Annotated in this window: 9 protein-coding genes and 1 pseudogene; 4 read left to right on the forward strand and 6 right to left on the reverse strand. The window is 37.7% G+C overall.

Annotated elements, in window-relative coordinates; genetic code table 11:
- Nucleotides 1–110: 110 nt before the first annotated feature.
- From EV694_RS01575 to EV694_RS01595, 5 genes are all read right to left on the reverse strand, one after another.
- Nucleotides 111–863, reverse strand: coding sequence for an NYN domain-containing protein (locus tag EV694_RS01575; RefSeq protein WP_207859768.1), 753 nt, complete (start codon nucleotides 861–863; stop codon nucleotides 111–113).
- A gap of 19 nt (nucleotides 864–882) precedes the next feature.
- The gene (mrcB, locus tag EV694_RS01580; RefSeq protein WP_132688289.1) at nucleotides 883–3,258 is read right to left on the reverse strand and encodes a penicillin-binding protein 1B; all 2,376 of its coding nucleotides are present in this window, start codon (nucleotides 3,256–3,258) and stop codon (nucleotides 883–885) included.
- A gap of 125 nt (nucleotides 3,259–3,383) precedes the next feature.
- The gene (gene dld, locus EV694_RS01585; protein ID WP_132688291.1) at nucleotides 3,384–5,075 is read right to left on the reverse strand and encodes a D-lactate dehydrogenase; all 1,692 of its coding nucleotides are present in this window, start codon (nucleotides 5,073–5,075) and stop codon (nucleotides 3,384–3,386) included.
- A gap of 304 nt (nucleotides 5,076–5,379) precedes the next feature.
- The gene (gene pta / locus EV694_RS01590; RefSeq protein ID WP_132688294.1) at nucleotides 5,380–7,518 is read right to left on the reverse strand and encodes a phosphate acetyltransferase; all 2,139 of its coding nucleotides are present in this window, start codon (nucleotides 7,516–7,518) and stop codon (nucleotides 5,380–5,382) included.
- A gap of 69 nt (nucleotides 7,519–7,587) precedes the next feature.
- Entirely contained in the window at nucleotides 7,588–8,793 is a 1,206-nt protein-coding gene (locus tag EV694_RS01595; RefSeq protein WP_132688297.1) for an acetate kinase, read from the reverse strand.
- Nucleotides 8,794–9,130: 337 nt separating this feature from the next.
- Between EV694_RS01595 and yfbV the strand changes: the two are divergent.
- Nucleotides 9,131–9,578 (forward strand): annotated as a pseudogene (gene yfbV / locus EV694_RS01600) (terminus macrodomain insulation protein YfbV).
- Nucleotides 9,579–9,618: 40 nt separating this feature from the next.
- Here yfbV and hpaC read toward each other — a convergent pair.
- Nucleotides 9,619–10,107 (reverse strand): 4-hydroxyphenylacetate 3-monooxygenase, reductase component, encoded by a 489-nt coding sequence (gene hpaC / locus EV694_RS01605; RefSeq protein ID WP_132688300.1) that lies wholly within the window; start codon nucleotides 10,105–10,107, stop codon nucleotides 9,619–9,621.
- 284 nt (nucleotides 10,108–10,391) lie between these two features.
- Here hpaC and EV694_RS01610 point away from each other — a divergent pair, with 284 nt between their 5' ends.
- Genes EV694_RS01610 through EV694_RS01620 form a run of 3 tightly spaced genes read left to right on the forward strand, consistent with a single transcriptional unit; the run spans nucleotide 10,392 to nucleotide 13,019 of the window.
- The gene (locus tag EV694_RS01610) at nucleotides 10,392–10,883 is read left to right on the forward strand and encodes a CvpA family protein (protein ID WP_132688302.1); all 492 of its coding nucleotides are present in this window, start codon (nucleotides 10,392–10,394) and stop codon (nucleotides 10,881–10,883) included.
- 35 nt (nucleotides 10,884–10,918) lie between these two features.
- Nucleotides 10,919–12,430, forward strand: a complete 1,512-nt coding sequence (gene purF / locus EV694_RS01615) for an amidophosphoribosyltransferase (RefSeq protein ID WP_132688304.1) — start codon at nucleotides 10,919–10,921, stop codon at nucleotides 12,428–12,430.
- Entirely contained in the window at nucleotides 12,423–13,019 is a 597-nt protein-coding gene (locus EV694_RS01620; protein ID WP_132688306.1) for a UbiX family flavin prenyltransferase, read from the forward strand. Before purF ends, EV694_RS01620 begins: the two co-directional genes overlap by 8 nt.
- The last annotated feature ends 77 nt before the right edge of the window (nucleotides 13,020–13,096 follow it).

The raw sequence follows: 13,096 nt of genomic DNA on the forward strand, positions 1-13,096 counted from the left end.
TATAAGCAATCATTTCTCTATTAAACAAATAAAACTTGGTAAAATAAGACTTCAAGTCATTTTTTATCAACTATTTTATCCATTATATCAGAAGTTAATAAGTCATTACTTTAAATATTATTTTTTAATTTTATATATATTTGATTCTTATTTTTAATTTTATGCTCAAAAATTTGAGAGTATTCTTTTACTAAGGTGCTGAGATTTTTAAAACCATAACTTTTAGGAGTAAATGTAGGATCATATTCACGCAATTTTTGCCCTAAAAAACCTAATTGAACCCAATTATTATTAGAAAATATATTTCTTAATAGTGGTTTTAGTTTTTCTATTTTAGGTAAGGATTCTTCTTTGTTTTTTATTTGATCTTGCTTTTGCTTTATTGTTTCCTTAATAAGTAAAGCGTTATCTAATTCCTCTAAGTTAATAAATTTGGTACAAGCATTACGAAATGCTTTTGGGGTTTTTGACATTCCTAAACCATAAACTTTCATTCCTTGTTCTTTTAATCTAATAGCAAGAGAAGTAAAGTCACTATCACTAGAAACTATACAAAATCCTTGAATATCATGACAATTATAAAGCAGATCCATAGCATCAATGATCATAAAACAATCAGTTGAGTTTTTTCCAGTGCTATATTCAAATTGTTGCATTGGTTTAAGTGCATACTCATTCATTATTTCTTTCCACTGTGCATTTTTCCCTACAAAATTTCCATAGACGCGCTTTATAATTGGGTTACCATATTTATAAATTTCATTTAGTATGATATCTATATATTTAATAGAGATATTACTATCGTCAATTAATACAGCTAAAGAAATAGGTGCCTCAGAAAGATTCATAGTAATTTTTGACATTTTAATATTTCCTTAGTATTTATTCATTAACAGGCACTGCCTCTTCCACTGGAGCAAGATTAGGTGTTGTTTTATCTTTTAACACGTCCCATAAACTGGATGATGAGTTTTGCTCGCTTGTATTTTGATTGCTTGGTTGTGTTTGACAAAAACTTTGATGACGATTTGCCCAGACAGGAATCGTACGAGAACTGCCACAATCCCAGCTACCGTAAGCATTAATCCCAATCCATTTTATTTGACTAGGGGGATTGAGTTTAAGGGGTTTAACTCTGGCTTGTTGTAGGTAATTTTTGTAAATTTGTAACGCACCACTTGCACCAGTGAGCTTTGTTTCACCATTATCATCTCTACCTAACCAGACAGTCGCAACATCATTACCATCAATGCCTACAAACCAAGTATCACGTGCGTCATTGGTTGTCCCCGTTTTCCCCGCTAAGCGTAAATGGGCAAAGCCATTTTGTAGGCTACGTCCCGTTCCTCTCTCAACGACTTGTTGCATAGCATATAGGGTTTGAAAAGCCGCTTGTGCAGGAACAACTTGTTCACCGCTTTGGTTAGGTTGGTAGATTGTTTTACCTTGGCGATTAACAACCACATCAACCGTAGTGAGATTAATTTTATAGCCATCATTGGCAATGACTTGATAAAGTTTTGTCACATCATAAGGTGAAATCGCATAAGAGCCTAGTAACATTGCAGGCACATTAGGTATCGCAATTTTATCCCATCCCATCTTTTTTTGAGTTGCGATCAAGTCAGATAAACCTACCTGCATACCTATATTAACTGTAGGGATATTGAGAGAACGTACTAGAGCGTCCATTAACATTACCGAACCGCTATACTTGCGATCATAGTTTCTCGGTTGCCAAGGAGGACTTCCTTTAGTTCTAATCGTAATAGGTTGATTTTGAATAGGGGTATTGAGCCTAAATTGATCAGGCTTAGCTAATGCCGCGAGATAAATGGCTGGCTTGACTAATGAACCGATTTGGCGTTGAGCATTAACAGCACGATTAAAGCCAGCATATTGAGTTTGTATTCCACCAACAAGCGCTTTTATTTCGCCTGTGTGATAGTTGGCAATCACAAATGCAGATTGTAAATAAGGGTTTTTGGTTTTTAGCTGTAATTCTTTTACACCATTAACCACCGCTTGTTCAGCATAACGTTGTTGGTTTATATCCAAAGTGGTAAAAATTCTTGCACCAAGTAAAGTCCCTGTTTTATATTCGGCGAGGTTTTCTCTTAATTCTTTTTGTAAGGTTTGAATAAAGGCAGGGTAGTTGCGTGTAATTTGTCCTCTTGCTTGTACACCAAGAGGGCGTTTGATTAAAATATCATATAATTCTTTGCCAATGACTTTATGCTCTAATAATAATTTTAATACAACATTGCGGCGTTCAAGGGCATTATTCGGGTTACGCCAAGGATTATATAATGAAGGGCCTTTTACCATCCCCACTAATAAGGCGATTTGATCTAAACTGATTTCACGAATAGGGCGACCAAAATAAAATTGGCTGGCTAATTCAAAGCCATGGATTTGAATATCACCATTTTGCCCTAAATAAATTTCATTAAGATAGGTTTCTAATATACGATTTTTATCATAACGCCAATCTAAAATAATCGCCATTAACGCTTCATTTGCTTTACGGATAAGATTACGATCATTGCTTAAAAATAAATTTTTTACTAATTGTTGCGTGAGGGTACTACCACCTTGTACCGTATGCCCGGCTTTTAAATTCGTCAGCATTGCTCTTGTAATCCCCATTAGGCTAATACCATAATGTTCATAAAAACGGCGATCTTCGGTAAGTAATAAGGTATCAATTAATAAACGAGGATAATGCTGTAAGGAAATGGCTAAGCGTTCTTCATTTTCGGATTGTAACATCGCAATCAATTTAGGAGCTAAGCGAAAAGAATCAATTGTGCGTTGGTTGATCAGATCCTCAATCACTTGTAATTTATCTTGGTTAAAACGTAAACGAAAAACACGTTGTGCTTCAGCTTGATCAGGAAAGGGAAAAGCTCGGCGAATGAGGACTAAGGTATTTTCTTCAATTTTAAAATCTCCAGGAGCAGCAAGCATCGTGGTTTGACGATAACCATTGTCTAATAATAACTGCTTGATTTCTGCCATTGAACTTTGTGATTCAACACGAATACTTTCAATACGGCTATAAACTTCAGCAGGTAAATGCCAAATTTGCCCGTCCATTTTATTGCGGATTTTACTATCAAGGTAAAGGGAATAAAATAGAATCAAACAAACTAAGGTAAAGCAACATTTGATCAGTAACATTTTCCATGATCTTTTGTTTGCATGGTATTTATTATTTTTATTTTGTTGGTTTGGGTTGGTTGATTGTTTAGACATTTTGATTAATTATAGTTATATTTTAATTAACTAAGTATGTAAAGAATAAGTAAGGGTTATATTCTAATATAAATATTAGTTCTTATATAACCCTAAATTTATTTACTTTTTTAGCTTTATCAATCTCATTTCCAATATTTATTTTTTGAAGTTTGCCCTATGCCAGGGTTAAAACTGTTGGTTGGGTCGAGTTGTTGATAGAAGTTTTTTAATTCGGGTTTAGCCTGGTATAAATGCCCTACATTATGTTCTGCGGGATATTGTGCACCACGTTGATCTAATAATTTCCACATTTCGTGTTCTAGTTGCATACAATCATTGCCTTTTTTGACAATATAATCTTGATGGAAAACATGGCACATAAAATGTCCGTAGTACAATTTATGGCTAATTTTATTATCAATTTCCGCAGGTAAGGTTTCAAACCATTGGTTATCGTTACGGCGTAATGCAATATCAAGGGCAACAATATCCTCAACCTCTTTATCATGAATAGCACGATAGCGTACTGCGGCGGAAGCGACGGCAAAACGGTGGAGCATAGCGGCTTGGCTTTGTTCTGGGTCACATTCAAAATAATTCCCTTTGCTGCTATCCTTAAAGTAATCTTTGAGGTAATCTCTTGCTTCTTGTACGCCCTCTCCGCCCATTTTCACAATGAGATGATGTTCATATTGATCACGATATTGGCGTAAACCTTCAGGTAAATGTTGTGGTAATAATTTAGAGAAGAGCTGTAAGGCTTTATCGCTTAAATTTTTAGGTAAGAAAGCGAATTTTTTTGCCAATCTATCTACTTTGGCTTTTAAGGCAAAGAGTTTAGGGAGGTGCTGAGTGCCTAATTTTTTGATGATCCAGTAGGTATCTTTGCCATATACAGCGGCAATATCAAAGGCATCTCGATGAATATATTCGCCAGAAATAGGTAATTGTTTAAAATTCACTAACATATAACGGCGGAGATCATTTAATACCTGAGTTTGATTGGTGCCAATATAAAAGACGGCGGTATTTTTTTCTAATGGAAAGGTATCTAGGCGGACAGCAAAAATCGCTAATTTCCCTGCACTGCCTGAGGCTTCATAATGGCGAGCAGGGTCAGCATTAAAGCGTGCTGGAGAGTTTTCGTCCACTTGGCGAACATGATTGCAATAGCTGTGATCATGCCCTTTACCACAATGTTGTTGAATATCTTTATTTTGGTAGCGGTGTTGTTGTAAATTGAAGAGGATTTCTTCTGGGGTTTCGCCAAGATCAATGCCTAAATGGTTTTTAAGTTCTAATTCGCCTTGTTCATTTAATTGAGCAAATAATGCCATTTCCGTATAGGCTGGACCACGTTGCACTAAAGCCCCGCCTGAATTATTGCAAACACCACCAATAACAGAAGCGCCAATACAAGATGAACCAATCACTGAATGGGGTTCTCGGTTATGAGGTTTTAATTGTTGTTCTAGTTCGTTTAAGGTTGAGCCGGGTAGGCATACCACTTGTTCGGCATTATTAATTAATTGAATGCCATCAATACGCATGGCATTGATTAGAACAATATCACGATCATAATCATTGCCATTAGGGGTGGATCCTCCAGTTAAGCCTGTATTCGCCGCTTGGCTAATCACGATAACGTCGTGTTTGACACAGGCTTGTAAGACTTGCCAATATTCTAAAAGGGTAGCTGGACGAACCACCGCTAAGGCTTTGCCTGAACCGAAACGGTAGCCGCTGCAATAGGCTTCGGTTTTGGTTTGATCGGTAATAATATAGCGTTGACCAACAATATCGGTAAGTTGTGAAATAAGTTGTTGTGCAGACATAAATACCTCGTTTATTGAGAATAGATGTTGTTTTCATCAAAATATGGCGTCATTATAACAGAGTTTATCATTTTTATAACAAATCTAAAAATATGATACGTCTTAGATTAAATTAGAACGGCTATCGTGGATCACAATCCTTTTTATAGAAAATTTTTTAAAAAACGACCGCACTTGGTGGAAATATCATCGTTGCAATTTAAAATGAGGCGAGGTGTATCAACGCGGTATCACTTTAGGGGGAGACGACTATAACAGAGAGAAAAAAGCCCTCAAAAATGAGGGCAAATTATTCATTTATTGATTATTGCGTGGCTTGAATAGCGGTTAATGCAATGGTGTAAACAATATCATCAACCAAGGCACCACGAGAAAGGTCATTAACAGGTTTACGCATACCTTGTAACATTGGACCAATAGAAACCAGATCCGCAGAACGTTGTACCGCTTTGTAGGTGGTATTACCTGTATTTAAATCAGGGAATACAAATACCGTTGCTTTTCCTGCCACAGGCGAGTTTGGTGCTTTGGAACGTGCCACATCTTCCATAATTGCCGCATCATATTGTAATGGACCATCAATAATCAGATCTGGACGTTTTTCTTGGGCTAAACGTGTTGCTTCTTTCACTTTTTCTACATCTGCCCCTGAGCCTGATGTGCCAGTAGAATAAGAGATCATTGCCACACGTGGCTCAATACCAAAGGCTTTAGCCGAATCCGCAGATTGAATCGCAATTTCAGCTAATTGCTCTGCACTTGGATCAGGATTAACCGCACAGTCGCCATAAACTAAAACTTGATCAGGCAATAGCATAAAGAAAATAGAAGAAACAATAGAACTGCCGGGAGCGGTTTTAATGATTTGCATTGGTGGACGAATGGTATTGGCAGTGGTATGTACGGCGCCAGATACTAAGCCGTCCACTTCGTTAGCTTCTAACATCATTGTGCCAAGTACCACATTATCTTGTAGTTGTTCTTTGGCAATAATTTCGGTCATACCTTTTGCTTTACGCAATTCTACCAAGCGATCCACATAGTTATCACGCACTTGGGCAGGATCGATGATGCTAATACCTTTGCCTAATTGAACGCCTTGAGCTTCCGCTACACGCTGAACATCATCAGGATTTGCCAATAACACACATTCCGCAATACCACGTTCCGCACAAAGTGCAGCCGCTTTAACGGTACGAGGTTCATCTCCCTCTGGCAACACAATGCGTTTTTTCGCTTGGCGAGCCAATTCCGTTAATTGGAAACGGAAAGCAGGAGGAGATAGACGGCGTGAGCGTGATGAACCAGCAATTAATGAATTAATCAGTTCATTATTAATTTCATTGCTCACATATTCTTTAATATGATCAATACGTTGTTTATCATCAACTGGCACTTCTAAGCTAAAACTTTGTAAGCTCAATGCGGTTTGCCAAGTATTCCCCTCGACACGGAAAATCGGTAATCCTGTGCTTTCAATGGCATATTCACAGAGTTTTTTAATTTGAGAATCCAGTTTATAGCCACCTGTTAATAGAATTGCACCAATTTTTACTCCACTAATTGCCGCTAGGGAAGCAGCAACAAGCACATCAGGACGATCAGCGGAAGTAACTAATAAACTGTTGGCACGAAAATGTTCTACCATATTCGGTAAACTTCTTGCACAGAAGGTAATGCTTTGGATACGGCGAGAGTTAATTTCGCCCTCATTAATAATTGCAGCGCCAAGGTGTTTAACCAAATCAATGGCACGCGTTGCAATTAATTCCGCTTTCCAAGGAATACAAGCTAATACCTTAATTGGGCTATTTTCAAATAATTTATAAATTTCAGAAACTTGGTTATGATTGTGATTAAAGGAATCAAAGATTTCTGTAAGATCTGGGCGAGTGCGTCCAGATTGATCCACAGGGGCATTAAATTTATTAATGATAACACCCAATAAATTTTTATTATTTGCACCACCAAATTGTGAGGTTGCCGCTTGAATACGTTTTTGCATTTCGGCAGGGGTATCGGTTAAAGGGGCGGCAATTAAGATAATTTCCGCATCTAATGCTTGAGCAATTTCATAATTGAGGTTGCTAGCATAAGCATTATTACGGGTTGGAATTAAGCCTTCAACAATCACAATTTCATTGTTTTTACTAATCGCTTGATGATGGGCAACAATTTTTTCTAATAAAACATCAGATTGGTTTTGTCCGATTAATCCCTCAGCATAGCTCAGCATTAAAGGTTCTGCGGTTTCAATATTGGTACTGCTTCGCACAATAGAGGTCGTACGATCAATTTTATCTTCACCAGAAACAGGCTGAGAGATCGGTTTCATAAAACCAACTTTTGCCCCTTTTTGTTCTAATGCGTGAATTAAACCAAGGCTAACACTGGTTAATCCTACGCCAGTGCTAATTGGAATAAGAATAATGGTTCTAGACATAATATTTACCTTAATTATTGAGATATAAAATAAAAACTGCCGATAAAATCGGCAGTTATCTGAGATGACTTACTTGATACAGAGACGTGCTGTATCTTGTGCAATAACATATTCTTCGTTGGTAGGAATAACCATAGCAACAGGTGTACCTTCTTTAGTAATTACACCTTCTTTACCAAAGCGTGCAGCAAGGTTTTTCTCGTTATCTAATTGATAACCGAAAAGTTTTAAGTGAGCTAAGGTTAATTCACGCACATGAGCTGAATTTTCACCGATACCGCCAGTAAATACGATAGCATCTAAACGTTCACCGATGACCGCCATATAAGAGCCAATGTATTTAGCTAAACGATAGCAGTAAACATCTAACGCACGTTTGGCAGGTTCTTCACTGTCGTAATTATCTTCCGCATAACGGCAATCGCTTGTTACTTCCGTTAAACCTAATAAGCCTGATTTCTTGGTTAAGGTTTCATTGATTTCTTTCACAGACATACCAAGGGTATCGTGCATATAGAAAATAATGGCAGGATCAATATCGCCACAACGTGTTCCCATCACCAAACCTTCTAATGGGGTTAAACCCATAGAGGTATCAATACATTCGCCATGGCGAATTGCTGCCACAGAACCCCCATTACCTAAATGGCAGGTAATGACATTAACTTGATTTTCTGCCACATTAAGGCGTTTTGCCGCTTCACGGCTGACAAAATAATGGCTTGTACCATGTGCCCCATAACGGCGTACCCCATGTTCTTTATATAAAGCATAAGGTAAGGCATATAAAAAGGCTTCTTCTGGCATTGTTTGATGGAAAGCGGTATCAAATACTGCCACATTTTTATCTTTTAATTCAGGGAAAATTTTGAAGGCTTCTTGGATACCGATTAAGTGAGCAGGGTTGTGTAATGGCGCAAATTGTACTGCATCTTCAATGCCTTTAATCACCTCATCATTAATGATCACTGATGAAGTAAATTGCTCACCACCATGTACAATACGATGACCGATCGCCACAATATTGTTTTTCAATTCAGGATCAAGGGAGAAAATATTATCAACAATAAATTTTAAGGCTTCGCTATGTGCTGCACCTGCACCAAGATCTGCTTGACCTTTTTCGCCGTGCAATTTCCATTTAATACGGGCTTCTGGTAAATAAAATGCCTCAGCAAGACCAGATAATTTCTCTTCGCCTGATTGAGGCTCAAGAATTGAGAATTTTAATGAAGAGCTACCGCAGTTTAAAATAAGAACTAATTTTTCAGACATGTAAATAACCTATATTTTATATTGGGTTAAAAAATAATTCGCTCTAAATATAGTCGTCCCACTTTAAAATAATACAGCGTTGGCACGCCTCGCCGTACTACTTGTACTGTCTTCGGCTTGCCGCCTTGTCTTATTTTAAATTGGAACGACTATAATATAACGAATGGCTTAAAGTCATAACCTGTATAGGATACACTTTTCAGCTAATAAAATAAATTCTGATCAGCAGAAAAAATCCGATTTTATTCAAAAAAGTTGAATGATTAAAAAATATTATGGGCACAAAAGCAGGGGAGTGGTATGATTTGCTTAAATTTTTTGCTGTGAGTTTTTGATGATGTCAATCTTTAATGTATGGTCTAAAGGACGAAAATATTTAGAAACTTGGCCGCTGGAAAGCAAGTTAGGTATGATTTTTCCTGAAAATCGGATTATTCGTGCCACCAAATTTGCTCAAAACATCATGCCGATGTTCGCGGTCTTTGCCCTATGCTGGCCGTATTTTTATGGTTATAGTCTGATGACAACCAGTGCAAGCCTATTAACCGCATTGGCAGCCTTATGTTTACCCTTTACCCTTGCAAGGATTATATTGGCTAGGAAAACGTGCCACCACAACCTTACCCCCACAAAGTGCGGTATGGTTTGACAAAATTTCTGCTCAGCTTGCGCAACAAAATATCGCTTTAACTTCCCCTCAAGGACAACCCACTTATCAAGATTTAGCGGAGCGACTTAACAAAGCGCAACAACATTTACCTCGCAGTTTTTGGCAAGAGTTATAAAAAAATCACGAAAACTCACCGCACTGACAGGATTATCAGGTTATTTATGAATACATTTAAATTGACGATTAAAATAGCCTAAGGCATCTTGGCTATTGACCTCAATATGATCTAATTCCACAAAGAATACCGAATGTGAACCCACAATATTTTGCCCAATAATTTTCCCCGTCAAATTGGCTACCGCCTGCTTTAACACAGGAATACCTTGTAAATTGTCCTGCCAACAATCCCAAGCCAAACGTTGTTCCATAGTGCTATCCGCCATATTGGCAAAATGCAACGCCAGATCTTGCTGTTGGCTATTAAGAATATTGATACAAACTTGTTTGTTAATATGCAAAATATCGTGGGTATCGCTTTGTTGATTAATGCACATTAATAGAGTAGGTGGGCTATCTGTTACCGAACAAACGGAAGAAATAGTTAAGCCGACTTTGCCAGCATGACCCGCAGTAGTTACAATACTTACCGCACTGGTTAAATGCGCCATAGCCTCACGAAAACGTTGTTGATGATGATCTAACATAAAAATAATAAAAATGGGGTAGTCAAAGGGCAGATAATAACACTTTTAATAGAGAATGTTAATGATTTGTAATAAATAAGTTTTGTGCTGGGCAAAGATTGAGGGGAATATAGTTTGTTTAATATTCTGCTTTTCCCCAACTTCCCCACTCCCCATAATACTGCTATAATCCGAGCTTTGCTTTCCTTAGAAATCGTCATTATTTTTGACGCAAACGTTTTCTTTTTTGATGGAATTGATTAGAATAGCCTCTGCCAAAAGAGGGTTTTATTAGAGATATTGGCATGATTGATTATATTATTATTGGTATTGTTGCATTTTCTATTATCGTTAGTTTATTGCGTGGTTTTGTGCGGGAAGTGATGTCTTTAGCCAGTTGGTTAGTAGCGTTTTTTGTAGCAAGCCATTTTTATCCTTACCTTGCAAATTTTCTCACGCAAATTGAATCCGATTATCTTCGTAATGGTACAGCCATTGCGATTTTATTTTTTGCGACCTTAATCATTGGAGCAATGATTAATTATATTATTGGACAGTTAGTGGATAAAACGGGGCTATCAGGTACAGATCGTGTATTAGGTGCTTGTTTTGGCTTATTAAGAGGTGTGCTAATTGTTGCCGCCCTATTATTCTTTTTAGATACCTTTACCAATTTTAGCCAGAGTGAATGGTGGAAAGAATCTAAATTAATTCCACACTTTGGCTTTATCGTTGAGTGGTTTTTTCAGCAATTACAAACAAGTTCAAGTTTTTTAAAATCAACCCCTTTAATGTAACAACATTAAATTAACAAATAAGGAAGGCACTGTTTATGTGTGGTATTGTTGGCATCGTCAGTTATCAACCTGTTAATCAAACGATTTATGATTCTTTAACGGTCTTACAGCATCGTGGGCAAGATGCAGCGGGAATTGTAACCATCGATGATGAAAATCGTTTCCGTCTGCGTAAAGCTAATGGACTGGTGATGGACGTTTTTCAGCAGATCCACATGTTAAGGTTACAGGGTAACACAGGCATTGGTCATGTGCGTTATCCTACTGCGGGCAGTTCCAATGTATCTGAGGCACAACCCTTTTATGTGAATTCCCCTTATGGTTTAACCTTGGTGCATAATGGCAATTTAACCAACTCAGCGGAATTAAAAGATAAATTATTCAAGCGAGCTCGCCGTCATGTGAATACCAATTCAGACTCAGAGGCTTTACTCAATATTCTAGCTTATCATTTTGATCAAATTGATAAAGATCAGTTATCGCCAGAGGATATTTTTAATGCCATTAAGCAAACCCATCAGGATATTCGTGGTGCTTATGCTTGTATTGCAATGATTATTCAACATGGTATGGTGGCATTTCGTGATCCCCATGGTATTCGCCCTTTAGTATTAGGTAAACGTGATGATGGCGAAAAAACAGAATATATGTTTGCCTCAGAAACCGTTGCTTTAGATACTGCAGGTTTTGAATTAGTGCGTGATGTTGAGCCGGGCGAGGCGATTTATGTTACCTTTGATGGGCAATTATATTCGGCACAATGTGCAGAAAATCCAACTTTGACCCCTTGTATTTTTGAATATGTGTATTTTGCTCGTCCTGATTCTTGTATTGATGGCGTATCGGTATATGCAGCTCGTGTGCATATGGGCGAGCGTTTAGGGCAGAAAATTGCCAAAGAATGGCAAGATGTCGATGATATTGATGTGGTTATCCCTGTGCCTGAAACCTCTAATGATATTGCTTTACGCATTGCCCATGTATTAAATAAGCCTTATCGGCAGGGTTTTGTGAAAAATCGTTATGTGGGACGTACCTTTATTATGCCAGGACAGGCACAGCGTATTAGTGCAGTAAGACGTAAACTCAATACTATTTCCGCCGAGTTTAAGGATAAAAACGTCTTATTGGTTGATGATTCTATTGTTCGAGGTACAACGTCAGAACAAATTGTTGAAATGGCAAGAGCCGCAGGAGCAAAGAAAATTTATTTTGCTTCAGCAGCGCCAGAAATTCGTTATCCTAATGTGTATGGTATTGATATGCCTACTAAACACGAGCTTATTGCTTATGGACGTAATGTAGAACAAATTGCACAATCTATCGGCGTGGATAAGCTCATTTTCCAAGATTTATCGGCACTTACGGAATCGGTACAACAAGAAAACCCAGCAATTAAAGATTTTGATTGTTCGGTGTTTACAGGGGTTTATGTAACAGGTGATGTTACCCCAGAATATTTAGACAGCATTGCAGAATTACGCAATGATGCTGCCAAGAAAAAACGTGCAAAAGACGCGAGTAACCTAGAAATTCATAATGGATAAGTGTAAACCTACCCCCCTTATTATTGGCATAACTGGTGCTTCTGGTGCGATTTATGCCATTCGTTTATTACAAGTGCTACAACCATTGGCACAGATAGAAACTCATTTAGTTATTAGCCAAGCCGCTAAGCAAACCATTAAAGCAGAAACGGATTATAGCCTGTCAGAGATTAAATCCTTAGCGGATCATTGTTATGATAGTCGTGATATTGGCGCAAGAATTTCTTCAGGATCTTACCGCACTTTAGGCATGGTGGTTGTGCCTTGTTCCATTAAAACCTTATCAGGCATTGCTCATAGTTACACCGATGATTTAATTACACGTTCCGCTGATGTATGCCTTAAAGAGGGTTTACCCTTATTACTCTGTGTGCGTGAGACCCCTTTGCACCTAGGGCATTTACGCTTAATGACCCAAGTGGCAGAAATTGGTGGCAAAATTATGCCATTAATGCCTGCTTTCTATCATCGCCCTCGTAGTTTATCCGAGTTGATCGATCAAAGTGTTAATCGCCTTTGTGATCAATTAGGTATTCAATTACCTCAAGATTTGTTTGTGCGTTGGGGGGAAGGGCGTGATGAATTATAGGACTTGTATTACCATTACATATCAATAGTATATTGTTTCAATTTAAAAATAAGACAAGATGGCTCGCTAAACACAGT

It is taken from the genome of Volucribacter psittacicida, assembly GCF_004339025.1.
Classification (GTDB): domain Bacteria; phylum Pseudomonadota; class Gammaproteobacteria; order Enterobacterales; family Pasteurellaceae; genus Volucribacter; species Volucribacter psittacicida.

What these genes read in the sequence shown, in the direction of transcription:
- EV694_RS01575 (WP_207859768.1), bottom strand. Translation starts at nt 863, where the DNA reads ATGTCAAAAATTACTATGAATCTTTCTGAGGCACCTATTTCTTTAGCT.
- mrcB (WP_132688289.1), bottom strand. Translation starts at nt 3,258, where the DNA reads ATGTCTAAACAATCAACCAACCCAAACCAACAAAATAAAAATAATAAA.
- dld (WP_132688291.1), bottom strand. Translation starts at nt 5,075, where the DNA reads ATGTCTGCACAACAACTTATTTCACAACTTACCGATATTGTTGGTCAA.
- pta (WP_132688294.1), bottom strand. Translation starts at nt 7,518, where the DNA reads ATGTCTAGAACCATTATTCTTATTCCAATTAGCACTGGCGTAGGATTA.
- EV694_RS01595 (WP_132688297.1), bottom strand. Translation starts at nt 8,793, where the DNA reads ATGTCTGAAAAATTAGTTCTTATTTTAAACTGCGGTAGCTCTTCATTA.
- hpaC (WP_132688300.1), bottom strand. Translation starts at nt 10,107, where the DNA reads ATGTTAGATCATCATCAACAACGTTTTCGTGAGGCTATGGCGCATTTA.
- EV694_RS01610 (WP_132688302.1), top strand. Translation starts at nt 10,392, where the DNA reads ATGATTGATTATATTATTATTGGTATTGTTGCATTTTCTATTATCGTT.
- purF (WP_132688304.1), top strand. Translation starts at nt 10,919, where the DNA reads ATGTGTGGTATTGTTGGCATCGTCAGTTATCAACCTGTTAATCAAACG.
- EV694_RS01620 (WP_132688306.1), top strand. Translation starts at nt 12,423, where the DNA reads ATGGATAAGTGTAAACCTACCCCCCTTATTATTGGCATAACTGGTGCT.